Raw genomic sequence first — 16,603 nt, forward strand, 5'->3', positions numbered from 1 at the left:
ATCGGTTTATAAAGACGATAAACTATGAACGTTGGTTTGTTTCTGTCTGTTCCTGCAGAAAATGGTGGAGAGACACTTTTTTTGTTAGGTGTTATCAATATATTATTGATTTTGTATTGACATTGTATAATTGATAGTCTATAATTTGATTATTAATTGAAAGGAGGGGATATAGTATGAAGGAAGTATTTGTTGATTTCGATAGCGAGTACGCTAACAGAGTAGATGAAGAATACACTGAAACAGCTCCAGCGAAATAACCAGAAAGTTTGAACGGTGGACTAGTATATACTAGTCCACTCTAGATTTTTATAAGGGGTGATGTTTATGGATATAAAAGTTTCAGAGTGTGTCGTCTTTTTTTATAAGGATGGGCATTATATTTGCGACAACTATTTGGATCATATTCAGAAAAGCTTAAACCCTTCTGTCGCACCCATCATACAATTTTTCTCTGAATGGAAAGACAAAGATCTAGTGTATGAACTGACTAATGAAAAAGGAAATTCTCGAGAATTTTTAACATACGCAATTGATGCGCTTATAGAATGTAATGTTTTGATAAAAAGAAATTCCCCTGCGCATGAATTTGAGAAAAAAATTTCGAGTTGGAATGTATGGGGAACCTCTTTTAAATACTTTCACTGTAGTACACGCCTTATAAAAAATGATAAATTTAACAACAAAGAGCAACAGTATAAAAGGTTAAAGGAAAGAAAAGGGATAAATCCACAACCAAGTTTATTTAAGAGCATTGAAGGAGTAAAAAGAATCGATCTCCCGGTACCTGACTTTAGGAACAAGAAAGACTTTTTATATACACTTTTAGATAGGCAAACAATAAGAGAGTTAGATAACTCTAAATCACTAACCTTACAGGAACTATCCACTATTCTCTTTTTAGTATATGGTGCTCAAGCGTGCAAACGTAATATTGGAGTAGACCACTTTATTTTTAAAACAAGCCCTTCAGGGGGATCACGACACCCTGTAGAAGTCTATCCTTGCGTGATCAATGTCGAAGGGATAGAATCAGGAATTTATCACTATAACGTTGAAGAACATTCTCTAGAGTTAATTGATAATGGAATTTTGAATGACAAATATGTAGATATGGCTGCACACCAGGAATATATAAAAAATGCTTCCGTTTTATTTTTTTACACAGCTTATTTGGAGAGAACCATGTGGAAGTATCTTAGTCCTAGAGCGTATAGGGTTATAATGATGGATTTAGGTCATTTGAGTCAGACGTTGTATTTAACAGCTAATTGGATGGGGTTAGGAGCTTTCTTTACAGCGCATCTAAAAGATGAATTGGTGGAAGAAAAGTTACATCTCGACCACAGTAATGAGGTGGTTTTAGGATTATCAGGAATTGGCCATTTAAGTGCTGAGTCCATCGAGCATGGGAGAAACTTAAGGCTATTAGGAGAGTTAAATGAAAATCAAACTTAATGTATTCCAAAACAGAGATTTAAATATCGTTCTTACTAGCCAGTTACTTTCGCAAATATCTTTGTGGGTGGGTTTGATTGGCAATCTCCAGTTCCTTCAACAAAATGTTGATTCAAGTTTTATGCAAGCTATTTTTCTTGTTTCAAGTAGTGTAGCGTCCGTTTTTATTAGCCCATATGCTGGGAAAATAATTGATCAGTTTCATGCGACGTCTGTTTTTAAATGGGTTGGTTTACTACGAATCATTTCAGTGTGTGCGATGCTTATCGCGTTGTTAGTGAACTCTGTATGGTGGTTATTAGTATACGGAATATTGGTGGGTATATCAGCTTCTTTTTTTGAACCCTCTGTGCAGACGGTTATTCCTAGGGTAACGAGTAAGGATAAACTAGTAACAGTCAATGCGATTAATTTAAACATTGTTACATCGGCGAGGATATTCGGTACAATGCTGGGGGGAATACTAGTAACGATTTCAAACTTGTATTATTTGTATTTAATGGCTTTCTTAGCCTATACTTTGGTGTTTTCGCTGACGTTTTTCTTCACTAAGGATACAAAATTGAACGTAGGGAAAATTGAAAGAAAAAATAGGGCTAAAGTATCATTCAAGGCAATGTTGCCACTTCTTAAAGGGCCGTCATTAGCAAAGAACATCATTATTTTATCGTTCATCCCTCTAATATTTATTTCGGGCTTTAATTTGTTCGTTCTTCAAATTAGTGAGTCACAGGGAAATGACGGAATTAAAGGAGTCATTTACGCGTTAGAAGGTATCACTGTTGTGTTAACTAGCCTATTCATAAAGAGGTTTACGAAAAATAAAAAGCCATTAGTGACATTGGTGATCGTCGCTCTCTTTATTGGTATTGCACAGCTCTCTCTTTTCTTTGGCCAAATACCCGTAATTTCTATAATGGCATTTTGTTTGTTTGGGTTTTCATATGCAATTTTTAGCCCGCTGTCTAACACGTTATTGCAAAGTAACATTCCTTCCGAATTTCATGGCAGATTTTTTTCGTTTAAATTGATGATTGATCGCACAATCATTCAAGTGTCAATGCTTTTTATTGGCTTCTTCCTTGATCTTATAGGGTTTAATTTTTTAATTAGTGCTCTAGGGGTGATCTCGCTTTTGTTAGTTCTAGGCCTTTATATTCCTATTAGAGAAAGAAAGAAAGTAGATTCATGTGAGAAACACACGTTACACAATTAAGAAGACAAAGGTGGTAATTTGAAATGAATCATTTGATAGGGAACGGGGATAATCTTAATAGAAGTCATAGCTATAACCCAACAAAGTATCGGGCACTGGATTTTTTTATGCTCAGAAGTCCTTTATTACCCATAGAAATATTTTTTAGAGAACTCTCTTCGGATGACTGTGTTCATGAAGGATGTCTGAAGGAAATATTGAACTTATTTGAACGAACCGATATAAAAGAAAGCATAGCGGTCTCGAGTGAAAGTTTATATAACTCTATTGTTAGTGAGAATAAAGGTAAGAAACAACGACAGATACTAAATTCCCTCTTTCGATATTTAATAAGGATGAGTACACGCTCAACTCCCTTCGGTTTATGCTCTGGGGTATCTTATGGACAAATAGGAAAAAAATCATCTATATCTTTACCCTCAATAAGTGATTTTGTAAAAAGAGCTAGACCGGATATGGAGTGGCTCTTGAAAATAGTAATGCTCTTAGAATCGCAACCGAAAGTGGTTGAGCAATTAAATATAAAAGTGAATGCAGCTGTTTATACACGAGGAGATTATGTCAAACTGCACTACTTTACTAACTACGGTCAAAATAAAAATGGTCCTCATCAATTAAGTTTAAAAGCAAGCAAAGTCGATAAGGATATTTTATTGACCGCAAAAGAAGAAAAGGGTGTCAAGAATGTAATAAGTGAAGTGAGGTATCTAAATCCCTCTTCAAGTTATGAAGAGGTGTTGAAGAGTATTTGCGAACTATTGAAAAAAGATTTTCTTTTGAGTGATTTGCGCTTTCCACTCACAGTTAAAAATCCGTTTGAATATATAATAGAGCAAACCGAGAGGCTGACAGGGATTGAACTTCTCCAAAATAGATTGTTTTCAATAAAAAAGCAAATTAGCACGCTTAATAATCTAGCAATAGGCGAGGGTAGGGATTTATATCTTTCTACAGTGAACGGTATGAAAGAATTGGCCATTGTAAATACTCCATTACAAGTTGACCTCTCTACAGAAGCGACAAATGTACACCTACCGAAAATAATAAAGGGAGATATTGAAAAGGCAGCAGATATTTTATGGAGACTGTCACCAAAAGAACACGGTAACGAATTTTCTTATCTAGAAGAGTATCGCAGAAAGTTTATAAGGAACTTTGGGTTATATAGAGAAATCCCGATTTTACAGCTGTTAGATGAAGATATCGGTTTAGGACGACCTATTGAGTACCAAAAGATGAAAGAGCAAGGAAAGAGGTCATATGTTGATGGGATAGAGATGCAAAAGGAACAGGAGCTTCAGAAATTGGTGTTTACAGCTGTTAAAAATAAAAAAAGAGAAGTAGAATTGACTGATGAACTAATTCATTTATTAGGGCATAATGATTGTTCTGATAAAGAACTCCCACCATCGATGGAATTGTATTGTGCTATAGGTGCCACCTCATCTCAAGATTTATCTAATGGTAAATACACTATAGTTATTGGTCCAAACCCTGGTTCTTCAGGGGCAGGAAGAACTTTTGGCAGGTTCTCTGATCTTTTCGATGAAGGGTTAAATAGAGAGTTGAAAAATGTTTGTGATTCTGAGCAAAATCTTTATCCAGAAGTACTATTTGCTGAAATCGTATATGCTCCTTCTCACGGTAGGAAGGCAAATGTTGCAGTCTTAGAACACAACCGTGCTTATGAATTAGTCGTTAATACCAATTCATCTAAGAAATGTGATTTTACGATCCCTCTGTCTGATATAGTAGTTGGAGCAACCGAAAAAAATCTTTATCTGAAATCAATCTCCTTAAACAAGGAAATAGTTGCTTCGACAGGACATCGATTAAGTGCTAAACACGGACCAGATGTATATCGGTTTATTAGAGAAGTGTCTTCTTATAGATTCAGAAACTGGAGTCGTTTTAATTGGGGGCAACTTAAGAATGCGCCTTTTTTGCCAAGCCTAAGGTATGAAAAAATTATTTTAAAGCCGGCAGAATGGAAACTAAGTAAATTGATATTAAGAGATTATAATGAAGAATTTGATTGGGGGAGTAAAATTCAGGGATACCGTAAGGATTGGATGATCCCCCGTTTTTTATATCTAACCAAAGCAGATAAAAGAATTTTTCTAGATCTAGAATGCAACGCACATCTTGATATTTTAGAGAGAGATTTTAATAAGCTTAATACAAATGAATCGTTAACATTAGTAGAACCGGGTTATAGCCTACAAGATGAAACTTGGATTGAAAGTCCTCAAGGTAGGTATGTAGGAGAGTTCGTTTTTCCGTTAATTAATAGGTGTAGAAGTAGATCGAAATCGAATGATCGATCCCTAGATCGAAAAGTTGTTGATCTAAACACACAGAAGAAAAATTTCCCTGGTGGTGACTGGTTATATATAAAACTATATGGTGGGAATAGTCAGATGGAAGAATTGCTTGGCCGAGAGTTGTTAGATTTATTTTATTCGGCAAAAAGAAAGCGTTGGGGAGAAAGGTTTTTCTTTATACGTTATAAAGATCCAACACCGCATTTAAGAATAAGGTTTAAGGGAGATCCTTCTCTATTAAATAGCTTAGGGATGCGAAATATAAATGAATGGGGTCAAAATAATAGAAAAAAGGGTCTCGTTAGCTATATTATGGTAGACACATATACCCCAGAGTTAGAGAGGTATGGCGGTGAGAGTTTGACATTGTTAGCGGAGGATGTTTTTGAAGAAGATAGTTTGATTATCTGTAAATTTTTTCGAGATAATATGGCTAGAAAGTTTGACATTGAGTTTTTTGGGGTGCTAAATGTTTTAAACTGGTTGGGCAGCTTTGGGTACTCGTTTAAAGAGCAACTAGATTGGTTAAACAAAAAAGTTGATTATAAATCATATCTGAAAGAGTTCAGAGCAATAAAGAAGGATTTGTTATATTTTGGTGATAATGATAACGATTCGTTCAATCTAAGGTCATCAGGCGAATTAGGAAAGAGAGTCTACAATATGTTTTATTCGAGAGAAAAGAAGATTAGTAATTATATAGCTGGATTAACAGAATCAAATCCATCTGAAGTTATTCTGAAAAGTTTTATACACATGAGTTTGAATAGATTAATCGGTATAGATGGATCTCGTGAGAAGAAAATACTAACACTGGCCAGGCACACATTGCACAATCTAAAATTTTTCAGGTAGTAGTTGGCGACGGCTGATTGGATTTCGTGCGCTACAAACATTGCTCGTGACGTTTGGTTGAGACGTTGCGGGCGGATACTTTGGTGTTCGTAGGAATCTCCTTCTTCAAGCGGCCGATAGGGCGGTAAGACCAGCTATAAAAAGTCAAGGGGGTAATTAAAAAAAATTAGGGATCGTCCAAATAACGGTTCAATCTATTTATAGGCATGCTAAATAAACCCCACTAAAGGTTTTTTTGAAAATTAGTGTGAGGATTAATGATCTTCAATTGTCTGAGGTCTCGGCTCATAGGGCTTGTTATCTCTAAGGATGGCAAAGATGATGTGCGTCAATTTGCGAGCGACGGCACCAACAGCTGTTCCATGAGCTTTACCACGCTTCCTTAATCGTTGATAGTGTGAAGAAAGAGCAGGATCATGAAAGCTTGCAACGAAAGCAGCTTGCCATATAGCGCGTCTTAGGTAAGGGGATCCTCGTTTAGAAAGCCGAGTACTACTACGATTAAAGTCGCCTGATTGGTGGACCGACGCATCTAATCCAGCAAAAGCAACAAGTTGTTCAGGGCGTTCAAAACGATTGATCGATCCGATTTCACCTAAAATAACACACGCAGTAACATCGCTAATGCCTGTAATGGTGGTCAAAAAATGCTCTTGACGATTTGATAGCTCAATCATTGCGTTTTCAACTCGTTCCAAGTGCTGTTCAATCAACTGAATTTGCTCTAAAAGAAGTTGAATCTGTAACTTAAACGCATCTGTCCCGATCGAGATACCAAATGTGTGCGAAGCGCTTTTTCGAATTTGATCCGCCTTTTGAAGAGCTCTTGACTCACCCAGACGCCCTTTGCTTACACGGTTTAATAAAGAGGCTAACTCTTCTGTGTCAATTTCAAGCAAATCTTCTGGTAAAGGGGAATGTAGTAAGACTTCGGTGGAAGATTTACCAAAAACATCTGAGAAAATCTGCTCATATTCAGGAAATACCTGATCCAACAAGGAAATGATTTTGCGTTTCAAATCAGATGCTTGATCTACAAAAGAGTAACGTAAGCGCTCAAGATTCTTTAGTTGAAGACGGTCTTCTTCCAAAAAAGGCGTTTCGTCAGGTGAATCAATTCGGATGACTTGAGCAATAAGGTAAGCGTCACTTGCATCTGTTTTTGTCTTTCGGATATAAAAATGGCGCAAAGCATCAGATTGTAGAGGATTAAAAACGGTTGTTTTAAACCCTAACTTATGAAGAAAAGAAAAAACAGATAACCAGTAGTGTCCAGTGGCTTCAACACCAACAACCGCGTTATCTGTCGTCAAATGGTACTGGTTGATAAACTTGAGTAACTTTTCACTGCCGGCCTTTGAATTGGCGAAGCGAAGGGGTTTCCCAACATGATTACCTTTATCATCAATGACTCCGACTTCATGATGACGCTTGCCAATATCAATACCAATATAAAACATGGAAACACCGCCCCAAATTGATGATGTAACAGATGGAGGGATCCTCTTATCTTTATAGATATTCAACCTCGTTAGATATACGACAACGGGGTGTCATCCAGCTCATTCGAATCGTTCTATAAAGAAAGAGGTGTCAGTCTTCGTGACGAAGTCAATGCTTCAAGGAGGATAACGACAACCTCTATCTGGTTAAATACATTATACCGTGAAATGGTATAACGACTAGTAAAAATACTAGTTAATAACAATATACGAGGAGGAGTAGTTCAAATAAAAGTGAATGTGATAAGATGAATTTGAGCTTGTTCCTCATGATTTATGCTACAATGAACTGAAGAAGTGAATTTGATGCGGTAATGAGCGCTGTTTAATGAAATAGGAGCGAATAAATCAATGAAACTAATTGTAGCAATGACCGGTGCCACTGGGGCTATTTTTGGTATTCGGTTGTTAGAAAAATTGCGAGATACAGGTGTAGAGACGCATTTAATTATGTCAAAATGGGCGAGTGTAACAGTCGCGCATGAAACGGCGTACACAGCAAAAGATGTGACCGCACTGGCCGACTACACGTATGCGCCTCATGACCAAGCAGCGTGTATTTCAAGTGGATCGATGCGAATGGATGGCATGATTGTTGCCCCGTGTTCGATGAAAACATTGGCGTCGATTCGAGTAGGATTAGCAGATCAGCTCGTGACACGTGCGGCGGATGTCATGTTAAAAGAGCGAAAACCGTTGTTGCTCATGACGAGAGAGATGCCGTTATCGACGATCCATCTTGAAAATATGACGGCACTTTCACAAATGGGTGTCACCATTTTCCCGCCGATGCCCGCTTTTTACAACCGACCGGGGACGTTAGATGATATGGTTGATCATATTGTATATCGGGCGCTTGACCAATTCGGGATTGTGTTACCTGAGGCAAAACGTTGGCATGGACTGTCTCGTGAGGAAAAGGGGGAGGATTGACGGTGTTACCAGCACCTGTACGGGATTTTTTAAATGGGGAAGCGTTATACAAGAAGCAACATGATGCAATGTTGTTTGTGACCGTTGGGGCGGATCACTTCCCGTATAAAGCGATGCTTAGTGTTGGTGAAGTGGTTGCATGTGATGATTCGACGTTACGAATTGCGATTTGGACAGGGACGCAGTCTGAAAAGAATGCGCTAGCTTTCAAAAAAGCGACATTAATGTTGGTTTGGAGACAAGTCGCGTATGATATTCAGTTACAGTTAGAACGTATTCAGTCGTTTGAGCAGTTAACGTTATTTTCAGGGAAAGTCATTTCCGTGAAAGCGGACGAAGCACCGTATGCGGTGTTGGAATCAGGTGTGCGCTATACATTACATGAGCCAGAGGAAATAATGACGCGTTGGGAGCGAATCGTTACACAAATGCGCTTGTGCTAGTGTTTTAATGTGTGGTACACTAAAGAAACGAGTGCGAAGATGGAGGTGTCATAGGATGCAAATGTTATTAATGGTTTTACTTGTGATTGTATCTATCCTACTAATATTGTCTGTGTTATTGCAGCCGGGACGTAGTTCAGGATTATCTGGCGCTATATCTGGTGGAGCCGAACAGCTTTTAGGGAAACAAAAAGCGCGTGGCGTAGAAGCAGTGTTGCATCGCGCGACGATTGTGCTCGCGGTTCTGTTTTTTGGTCTGACGATTTTAAATGCATACTTTTTGTAGTGTAAAGACACCTAGGTACCTACCAGGTGTTTTTTGTATTGTTATGAGCAAGATTGACATAAGAAAGGAAGCGTGAAAGATGAAATTAGTAGCCCCGAAGCCATTCACATTTACAGGAGGGGCGCGTGCGGTACTGTTGTTGCATGGGTTTACCGGAACAACGGCGGATGTGCGGATGCTAGGGCGTTTTTTACAAAAACATGGGTATACGACGCACGCACCATTGTATAGAGGGCATGGCGTGCCGCCAGAGGAATTGGTGACGTATAGCCCAGTTGAGTGGTGGGCAGATGTGAAGGAAGGTTACAATGCCCTGTTGGAGCAAGGATATGAAGAAATCGCCGTATGTGGTTTATCTTTAGGTGGTGTGTTCTCCTTAAAAGTGGGTGCGGCATTATCGGTGAAGGGTGTCATTCCGATGTGCGCGCCAATGCGGCCACGGACAGAAACAGCGATGCAGGTAGGAATGCTTGCGTACGCGAAAGAATATAAGAAACGAGAAAAAAAAAAGGAAGTGCTCATTGAAGAGGAAATAGCGGCGTTTTCAGAAAAAGTCGCTCCGCCATTACAACAGTTGCGCGTATTGATGACGGAAGTGAGAGAACAACTTTATATGATTGAGGCCCCAACACTCGTTGTACAGTCACGAGAGGATGAAATGATTGATGCGAATAGTGCAGAAATCATTTATGAAGAATTAGGGACCGATGATAAGATGCTCAACTGGTATGAACACGGAACGCACGTCATTACATTAAGTGAAGCAAAAGAGGATTTGCACGAGGATATATTGGCGTTTTTAAATAGACTGGATTGGTCAAACTAGTTATATACAAGGAATGAAAGGTTTTATAAGGTTGATTGATGCCTTATATAATAAAAGGCCGGATCGTTAAGGGAGTGAACGGATTGAAGGAGTTATTAAAGGAGGATGTGCTCGCGTTTTTACATGAAGAAGCAACAAAGCCAATGAAATTTGAAGAACTGGAAGAGGCGCTTGACATTGATACAGGTGAACGTTTTAAACAATTGATTAAAATTTTAAATGAGCTCGAAGAAACGGGACAAGTCGTTCGTTCGCGTACGAATCGTTACGGTACACCGGAAAGGATGAACCTTGTGCGCGGTCGTGTTCAAGGACATGCAAAAGGGTTTGCCTTTATTTTACCGGATGAAGGTGAAGGGGATGTGTATGTTTCAGCAGACAACTTGGCGAGTGCAATGAATGGCGACACTGTTTTAGTGCGGATTGATGAGCGGGCAGAAGGCGCACGTGCAGAAGGAAAAGTTATTCGCGTGATTGCGCGTCACATGACTGAGTTTGTTGGTGAATATAAAGCTTACGCGTCGCGGTCGATGGTTGTTGCTGATGATAAACGAATTAGTGCGGATTTTTTTGTTGAGAGTGGCAAAGAAAAAGGGGCTGTTGATGGACATAAAGTCATTGCAATGATTACAAAATATCCAGAAGGACGCTTTGGTGGCGAGGCAGAAGTGAAAGAAGTGCTCGGGCATAAAAATGACCCGGGGATGGATATTTTGTCGATTATTCATAAACATGGCATTAAGCAAGCGTTTTCTGAGGAAACGTTGGCACAAGCGGAAGCAGTGCCGGATAAAATTGCGGAAGCGGATTTACATGGCCGTCGGGATTTGCGCGAAGAAATGCTCATAACGATTGACGGTGCTGACGCGAAAGACTTGGATGACGCGGTTCATGTGAAAAAACTTGATAACGGCAATTATTTGCTTGGTGTTCACATTGCTGATGTCAGTCATTATGTGAAAGAAGGCTCGCCAATCGATAAGGAAGCATCTGAGCGGGCGACGAGTGTATACCTTGTCGATCGCGTCATTCCAATGATCCCACACCGTTTATCAAATGGCATTTGTAGTTTAAACCCACAAGTCGATCGGTTGACATTGTCATGCGAGATGGAAATCGATGAAAACGGTACCGTTGTCCAGCATGATATTTTCCAAAGTGTCATTAAGACAACAGAACGGATGACGTATACCGATGTGAATCAAATGCTGGTGGAAAAAGATGAGCCCTTACGTGAGCGTTATACTCAGCTTGTCCCGATGCTTGAAGAAATGGAAACGCTGGCAGCGATTTTACGGAAAAAACGTTTTGACCGTGGGGCGATTGATTTTGATTTCAAGGAAGCAAAAGTGCTTGTCGATGAAGACGGGAAAGCAAAAGATGTTGTGTTACGTGAGCGATCTGTCGCAGAGAAATTGATCGAGGAATTTATGCTTGCAGCGAATGAAACGGTTGCAGAGCACTTTCATTGGTTAAAGTATCCATTTGTGTACCGGATTCATGAAGACCCTGACGAAACAAAACTCGAATCATTTTTAGCGTTTATTACCGGGTTTGGTTACGTTGTCCGAGGTTCAGCAAATACGGTCCATCCGCGCTCATTACAACAATTGTTAGAAGAAGTGTCTGGAGAACCAGAAGAAGCCGTCATTAGTAAAGTGATGCTCCGGTCGATGAAGCAGGCGAAATACGATGTTCACTCCATCGGTCACTTTGGATTGGCAACAGAATTTTATACCCACTTTACGTCACCAATCCGTCGCTATCCCGATTTGCTCGTTCATCGCTTAATCCGCACGTACTTACTTGAAGGAAAAACGGATAAAAAGGCGACTGCCAAATGGCAAGCAGCGTTACCAAGTTTAACTGCTCACGCGTCAGAGATGGAACGGAGGGCAGTGGATGCTGAGCGTGATACGGATAATGTGAAGAAAGCGCAGTTCATGGAAGACAAAGTTGGCGAAACGTTTACGGGCATCATCAGTGGTGTCACCAATTTTGGTTTGTTTGTCGAGTTGGATAATACAATTGAAGGTCTTGTCCACGTCAGCTATTTAACGGACGATTACTACCGTTATGATGAAAAACATTATGCGATGATTGGCGAGCGAAGCGGAACCGTTTTTCGGATCGGTGATGAGTTAGAAGTGCGTGTGGCCGCTGTTCATGTCGAAGAATCAACGATCGATTTTGAAATTGTCGGGATGAAACAACGCAAATCGCGCAAATCACCCGAGCGTCCAAAAGTGATCGATGGCGGTAAGCGTAAAGGCACGAAAAAGCCAAAAGCTTCTTTGACAGGCGATCCAAAGCGTGATGGCAACGGAAAAAAAGGAGTAAAAAGCAAGAAGAAACCATTTTATGAAAATGCTCCGAGTGTGAAACGGAAGAAAGGGAAGCGGAAGAAGCGGTAGAGCGTACCATTTGTAGAGAATGCTTCACTACAAATGGTACGCAAGGTTTAAACAAATGTTTGTTTAACATTTGATGTAGCGTGCATCACATGCGATCTCATTTTCTTCACCTACCCATTGACGAATTTTCGTTCCCTTGATACGATAAGGTGAAAGATAAGTGGTAGGTGGGCTGTATGTCACAAACAGAAGGAAAAGCCGTCGCGCAAAATAAAAAAGCGCGGCATGATTATTTTATAGAAGAAACGTTTGAAGCGGGCATTGTGTTAACAGGCACAGAAATTAAATCTATTCGCGCTGGAAAAATGAATTTGAAAGATTCATTTGCGCGTGTGAGGGCTGGGGAAGTATTTTTGCATAATGCGCATATTAGCGAGTATGAACAAGGAAATCGCTATAATCATGATCCGGTGCGGGCGCGCAAATTATTGCTACACCGCAAGCAAATTAATATGCTTGTTGGCAAGATCCAGCAACAAGGATATGCGCTTGTGCCGCTCAAAGTGTATATCAAAAGTGGCTTTGCCAAAGTATTGCTAGGTGTGGCAAAAGGGAAAAAGAACTATGATAAGCGTGATACGTTACGGAAAAAAGACGCCAAACGCGAAGTCGAGCGGGCGTTAAAGGAACGATTGAAAGGGTAGTCTTGTTCAAACGTTTGTTTTATGATAAAATAAGAGATCCAGAATAAAAGATTCTGGTGCTTTAACCAAAACAGGGGGACGTTTTGGATTCGACAGGAATAGGTCGAGCTTGCGTGGCAAGTCGAGGGGTCGACCTCGTTAAAACGCACTAGCCAATAACTGGCAAAGAAGAAAACAACTTCGCTTTAGCTGCATAAGCTAAGCGGCTTCTCCTCACCATCGCCCATGTGGTGTGGTTGAAGCTCAACTTTAGTGGGATACGCCTTGCCCTCGCCGTCTGAGGGAGCGGGAAGAGACCAATCAGACTAGCTACATGGAAGCCTGTCTTTGGGCGGATGTGTTAGCGAAACGATAATACAAAGACTATGCTTGTAGAAGCGTAAGTGTCGTTATTTCTGGACGTGGGTTCAATTCCCACCGTCTCCATTTGTATCATGTCGTAACGTTAGATTGAAAACCCTTGGGATTGCTGATATATCAGCAATCCCAAGGGTTTTCTGTTTTAATCCTTACTCGATTGGCGAAGGTGTGTCTTCATTAAATTTATGCAGGATTGTAATCGTATCGATCAGGTGATTATTAAAGATTTTTTTAGCAACATCGAGTAGTTCAATAATCATCGGATCTCTCAAAGAATAAATAACACGATTGCCATCTTTGGTACTAATGACAATATTTTTTGATCTAAGCACCATCAACTGTTGGGAGACGGCAGAACCCTCGCTACCAATAAGGCATTGAATCTCATTGACATTTTTGTCGCCATCAGCTAACAATTCGAGAATTTTAATTCTAAGGGGATGAGAAAGGGCTTTAAAAAATTCGGCTTTAAATTGTTGCATTTCCAGATTCACTTCGTCCATCTCCTTCTCGGTGTAGCAATGATAAATTTTACACGGATTTTTTTAAACGAGAAAGGGCAAAATCAATGGCATCACTGGTATGTTGAAAAAAGTGACTTTCTCCTATGATGTTGGCTAACCCCGTTTTAGACAGCATGTTTTTAGGTTGTTGTTTCAGCCCAGAGATAAGCACAACACCGTCTTTGGAAAAATCCGTGATCATGCGAGATAAATAATATTCTCCTGTTGTATCTATGAAAGGAACAGACTGCATTTCTAAGAGAAGAATCTGTGGTTTATGGATGATTGCATTCTCTAAGGAACGTTCGAACGTTTGGGCAGCACCAAAAAATAACGGTCCTTCGACATGATAAATGCTCATTTGTTCATGGTTACGACAGGTTTCAATCATACGAATGGTTCGTTGTTCATGTTCGATATTCAGGCGAGCGAAGACTTTTGTTGAAATCATTATACCACTCATATGCTTGATGAAAAAAACGATTGCGAGTAAAAGCCCGACTTCAACTGCAACGGTTAAATTTACAAAAATCGTGAGTAGGAAAGTAACGATAAGAACAAGAGAATCAGATGTTTTTGTTTTGAGTAGATGATAAAAGTGATGTTTCTCGCTCATATTCCACGCGACTGCCATCAATATCGGTGCCATGCTTGCTAATGGAATGGTAGAGGCGTAGGGGGCAAGCAAGATTAACACGACCAAAACGGTGATACTGTGTATGACGCCAGAGAAGGGAGAGACCGCACCGTTTTTAATGTTTGTGGCAGTGCGCGCGATTGCTCCTGTAGCGGGAATTCCACCAAATAAAGGAGTGACGATATTAGCCATGCCTTGCCCAATGAGTTCACGATTACTGTGATGTTTCTCACGGGTCATACCATCAGCGACAACGGCAGATAATAACGATTCAATGCTTCCAAGCATGGCGATCACGAAGGCAGGTCCGATGAGTTGCTGTAGCTGTTGAAATGTAATTTCAGGAATTGCAAATTCAGGCAAAGAACTTGAGATTTCACCAAAAGTTGTGCCAATGGTTGCGATTTGACTAGGATAAAAGAGATTCGCTATGACTGTAGAGAGGAGTAATCCTACAAGTGATCCTGGAATCTTAGGAAACAATTTTGGAACCAGCAGGAGTGCCATCAGACATATCACAGCGGTTAACACACTATACAGGTTAATGGACTGGATATGGGTGATGATTTCTTGGATGTTACTGAAAAATGATTCATGTCGTTCTACATCTTTTAAACCTAAAAAATAAGCGATTTGGCCGGTGAAAATAATGATCGCTATTCCTGCTGTAAATCCTAAAATCACTGGTCTTGGAATAAATTTGATGAGTGAACCGAGTTTGAACATACCCATAAGCAGTAAAATCAATCCAGCTAAAAATCCGGCAACTAATAAGTTGTCGTACCCATAAGCCACAACAATCCCGAATAAAACGGGGATAAATGCCCCAGTAGGTCCACCAATCTGGTATTTTGAACCACCAAATAATGAAATGAGGATGCCGGCAATGATGGTTGTATAGAGACCGTATTCGGGTTTGACCCCAGCAGCAATGGCAAAAGCCATTCCTAAGGGAATCGCAATGACACCGACGATGAGACCAGCAAAAAGATCATTCTTAAAACTTTTCCATGAATATTCATTGTATCGACCAGAGAAAAGCCATCTTTGTTTCATATACACTCCTCGTTTAAGAAATTTGTTATTCGTATCATTGTATATTTGATTATATGAATATATAGTGAGTATTATATGTACTTTTTATGGAAATGTCAACGTCGGTCTATTATTTTGATGAATTTTCGAACACACCATCCCTGATATATTTGCATGCAAAGAGGTGTTTTGAAACAAAATGTAGTATTGTCATTGTGTTCTTATATACTACCGGTCAAAACCTCAAGCATTCTTCTTCGCTTTGCTCGCCCGCTTTCTTGGTGCAGGTTTTTTCGTCTTATCTAGTGATGCTTGAAGGGCAGACATTAAATCAGTGACATTATCTGGAGGAGCATGTTTTTCATTTGGCGTGACAGTACGATTTGACTTCTTGGCTTCAATTAGTGCCATTAAAGCAGTTCGATAATCGTCCGTGTATTTTTCAGGTTTAAATTCTGTCGTTAATTGGTCTACAAGCATAAGTGCTGTTTTTAACTCTTTTGGACCGACTGTATCCTCCTCTGGAATATTAGGTACATCGCGCACATTGCGGACTTCGTCAGGGTAATGGATTGTCTCCATCACAAGCGCATGTTGATAGACTCTAACAATTGCCAGTTGCTCCGTTGAGCGAATTGTAATTTTTGCTACACCAATTTTTCCCGATTGTTCTAGGGTGTGGCGTAACAATGTGTATGCTTTGGCACCGGTTGCGTCGGGAGACAAGAAGTAGGTGCGTTCAAAGTAAATAGGATCGATTTCAGTTAGCTGCACAAAATCAATTATTTCTACCGTTTTGTTTTGACTTTCTTTCCGTAAGTTTTCAAGGTCTTCGCGATCTAAAACAACAAACTTATTTTTTGCGTATTCGTATGCTTTCACGATGTCTTCGTCTTTCACTTCTTTCTGACATCCTTCACATACTTTTTTATAACTAATAGGGGTATGACATGTTTTATGTAGTTGTCTTAATTTGATGTCTTTATTTTCTGTTGCCGCATGTAATTTAACTGGAATATTGACAAGACCAAAAGAAATACTGCCTTTCCAAACCGTATGCATGTGGTGTCACCTCTTTTTTTTATACTATGCGATCGTTTAAACATTTTTATGTATGTTAAATGGAAATCACCAAACACTAACGAGAAAGTGAAGGAGGTGTTCTGG

General features: G+C 39.7%; 13 protein-coding genes and 1 other RNA gene. 10 read left to right on the forward strand and 4 right to left on the reverse strand.

Annotated features, from left to right (window positions below; all coding sequences use genetic code 11):
* Positions 1 to 327 precede the first annotated feature (327 nt).
* The 3 genes from NSQ26_RS00455 to NSQ26_RS00465 are packed head-to-tail and all read left to right on the forward strand — an operon-like array spanning position 328 to position 5,853.
* Positions 328 to 1,458: a SagB family peptide dehydrogenase gene (locus NSQ26_RS00455; protein WP_499718752.1), complete on the forward strand. Its 1,131-nt coding sequence runs from the start codon at positions 328 to 330 to the stop codon at positions 1,456 to 1,458.
* Positions 1,442 to 2,674 (forward strand): MFS transporter, encoded by a 1,233-nt coding sequence (locus tag NSQ26_RS00460; RefSeq protein ID WP_499718753.1) that lies wholly within the window; start codon positions 1,442 to 1,444, stop codon positions 2,672 to 2,674. Before NSQ26_RS00455 ends, NSQ26_RS00460 begins: the two co-directional genes overlap by 17 nt.
* Positions 2,675 to 2,697: 23 nt before the next feature.
* Entirely contained in the window at positions 2,698 to 5,853 is a 3,156-nt protein-coding gene (locus NSQ26_RS00465) for a lantibiotic dehydratase (protein WP_499718754.1), read from the forward strand.
* 254 nt (positions 5,854 to 6,107) lie between these two features.
* On the opposite strand, the gene NSQ26_RS00470 is transcribed toward NSQ26_RS00465, so the two are convergent.
* The gene (locus NSQ26_RS00470; RefSeq protein ID WP_499720090.1) at positions 6,108 to 7,313 is read right to left on the reverse strand and encodes an IS110 family RNA-guided transposase; all 1,206 of its coding nucleotides are present in this window, start codon (positions 7,311 to 7,313) and stop codon (positions 6,108 to 6,110) included.
* Between the two features lie 393 nt (positions 7,314 to 7,706).
* Here NSQ26_RS00470 and NSQ26_RS00475 point away from each other — a divergent pair, with 393 nt between their 5' ends.
* The 7 genes from NSQ26_RS00475 to ssrA all read left to right on the forward strand — a co-directional run bounded on the left by NSQ26_RS00475 (position 7,707) and on the right by ssrA (position 13,330).
* The gene (locus tag NSQ26_RS00475; protein ID WP_499718755.1) at positions 7,707 to 8,288 is read left to right on the forward strand and encodes a UbiX family flavin prenyltransferase; all 582 of its coding nucleotides are present in this window, start codon (positions 7,707 to 7,709) and stop codon (positions 8,286 to 8,288) included.
* A 2-nt stretch (positions 8,289 to 8,290) separates the two neighbouring features.
* The gene (locus NSQ26_RS00480) at positions 8,291 to 8,731 is read left to right on the forward strand and encodes a hypothetical protein (protein ID WP_499718756.1); all 441 of its coding nucleotides are present in this window, start codon (positions 8,291 to 8,293) and stop codon (positions 8,729 to 8,731) included.
* Positions 8,732 to 8,786: 55 nt separating this feature from the next.
* On the forward strand, positions 8,787 to 9,017 hold the full coding sequence (gene secG / locus NSQ26_RS00485; protein WP_499718757.1) for a preprotein translocase subunit SecG: 231 nt from the start codon (positions 8,787 to 8,789) through the stop codon (positions 9,015 to 9,017).
* A 79-nt stretch (positions 9,018 to 9,096) separates the two neighbouring features.
* On the forward strand, positions 9,097 to 9,843 hold the full coding sequence (locus NSQ26_RS00490; RefSeq protein WP_499718758.1) for an alpha/beta hydrolase: 747 nt from the start codon (positions 9,097 to 9,099) through the stop codon (positions 9,841 to 9,843).
* A gap of 83 nt (positions 9,844 to 9,926) precedes the next feature.
* Positions 9,927 to 12,257, forward strand: coding sequence for a ribonuclease R (gene rnr, locus NSQ26_RS00495; protein WP_499718759.1), 2,331 nt, complete (start codon positions 9,927 to 9,929; stop codon positions 12,255 to 12,257).
* Between the two features lie 176 nt (positions 12,258 to 12,433).
* Positions 12,434 to 12,901 carry an SsrA-binding protein SmpB gene (gene smpB / locus NSQ26_RS00500; protein WP_499718760.1) on the forward strand — a complete coding sequence of 156 codons (468 nt, stop codon included), beginning with the start codon at positions 12,434 to 12,436 and terminating at the stop codon, positions 12,899 to 12,901.
* A 74-nt stretch (positions 12,902 to 12,975) separates the two neighbouring features.
* Positions 12,976 to 13,330: a transfer-messenger RNA gene (gene ssrA, locus NSQ26_RS00505) on the forward strand.
* Between the two features lie 80 nt (positions 13,331 to 13,410).
* Here the strand turns inward: ssrA and NSQ26_RS00510 are convergent.
* The 3 genes from NSQ26_RS00510 to ku all read right to left on the reverse strand — a co-directional run bounded on the left by NSQ26_RS00510 (position 13,411) and on the right by ku (position 16,498).
* Entirely contained in the window at positions 13,411 to 13,755 is a 345-nt protein-coding gene (locus NSQ26_RS00510; RefSeq protein ID WP_499718761.1) for an ArsR/SmtB family transcription factor, read from the reverse strand.
* A gap of 37 nt (positions 13,756 to 13,792) precedes the next feature.
* Complete coding sequence (locus NSQ26_RS00515) at positions 13,793 to 15,457, reverse strand: SulP family inorganic anion transporter (RefSeq protein ID WP_499718762.1); 1,665 nt, start codon at positions 15,455 to 15,457, stop codon at positions 13,793 to 13,795.
* 222 nt (positions 15,458 to 15,679) lie between these two features.
* Positions 15,680 to 16,498, reverse strand: coding sequence for a non-homologous end joining protein Ku (gene ku / locus NSQ26_RS00520; RefSeq protein WP_499718763.1), 819 nt, complete (start codon positions 16,496 to 16,498; stop codon positions 15,680 to 15,682).
* Positions 16,499 to 16,603: the final 105 nt, after the last annotated feature.

The sequence above is a fragment of the Bacillus sp. FSL W7-1360 genome, assembly GCF_038592975.1.
GTDB classification, from domain to species: domain Bacteria; phylum Bacillota; class Bacilli; order Bacillales; family Bacillaceae_D; genus Shouchella; species Shouchella lonarensis.

Excerpts from the sequence above, each read along its gene's own strand:
- secG (WP_499718757.1), top strand. The coding sequence starts at position 8,787 with ATGCAAATGTTATTAATGGTTTTACTTGTGATTGTATCTATCCTACTA.
- NSQ26_RS00490 (WP_499718758.1), top strand. The coding sequence starts at position 9,097 with ATGAAATTAGTAGCCCCGAAGCCATTCACATTTACAGGAGGGGCGCGT.
- ku (WP_499718763.1), bottom strand. The coding sequence starts at position 16,498 with ATGCATACGGTTTGGAAAGGCAGTATTTCTTTTGGTCTTGTCAATATT.
- NSQ26_RS00455 (WP_499718752.1), top strand. The coding sequence starts at position 328 with ATGGATATAAAAGTTTCAGAGTGTGTCGTCTTTTTTTATAAGGATGGG.
- smpB (WP_499718760.1), top strand. The coding sequence starts at position 12,434 with ATGTCACAAACAGAAGGAAAAGCCGTCGCGCAAAATAAAAAAGCGCGG.
- NSQ26_RS00515 (WP_499718762.1), bottom strand. The coding sequence starts at position 15,457 with ATGAAACAAAGATGGCTTTTCTCTGGTCGATACAATGAATATTCATGG.
- NSQ26_RS00475 (WP_499718755.1), top strand. The coding sequence starts at position 7,707 with ATGAAACTAATTGTAGCAATGACCGGTGCCACTGGGGCTATTTTTGGT.
- NSQ26_RS00465 (WP_499718754.1), top strand. The coding sequence starts at position 2,698 with ATGAATCATTTGATAGGGAACGGGGATAATCTTAATAGAAGTCATAGC.
- NSQ26_RS00470 (WP_499720090.1), bottom strand. The coding sequence starts at position 7,313 with ATGTTTTATATTGGTATTGATATTGGCAAGCGTCATCATGAAGTCGGA.
- NSQ26_RS00460 (WP_499718753.1), top strand. The coding sequence starts at position 1,442 with ATGAAAATCAAACTTAATGTATTCCAAAACAGAGATTTAAATATCGTT.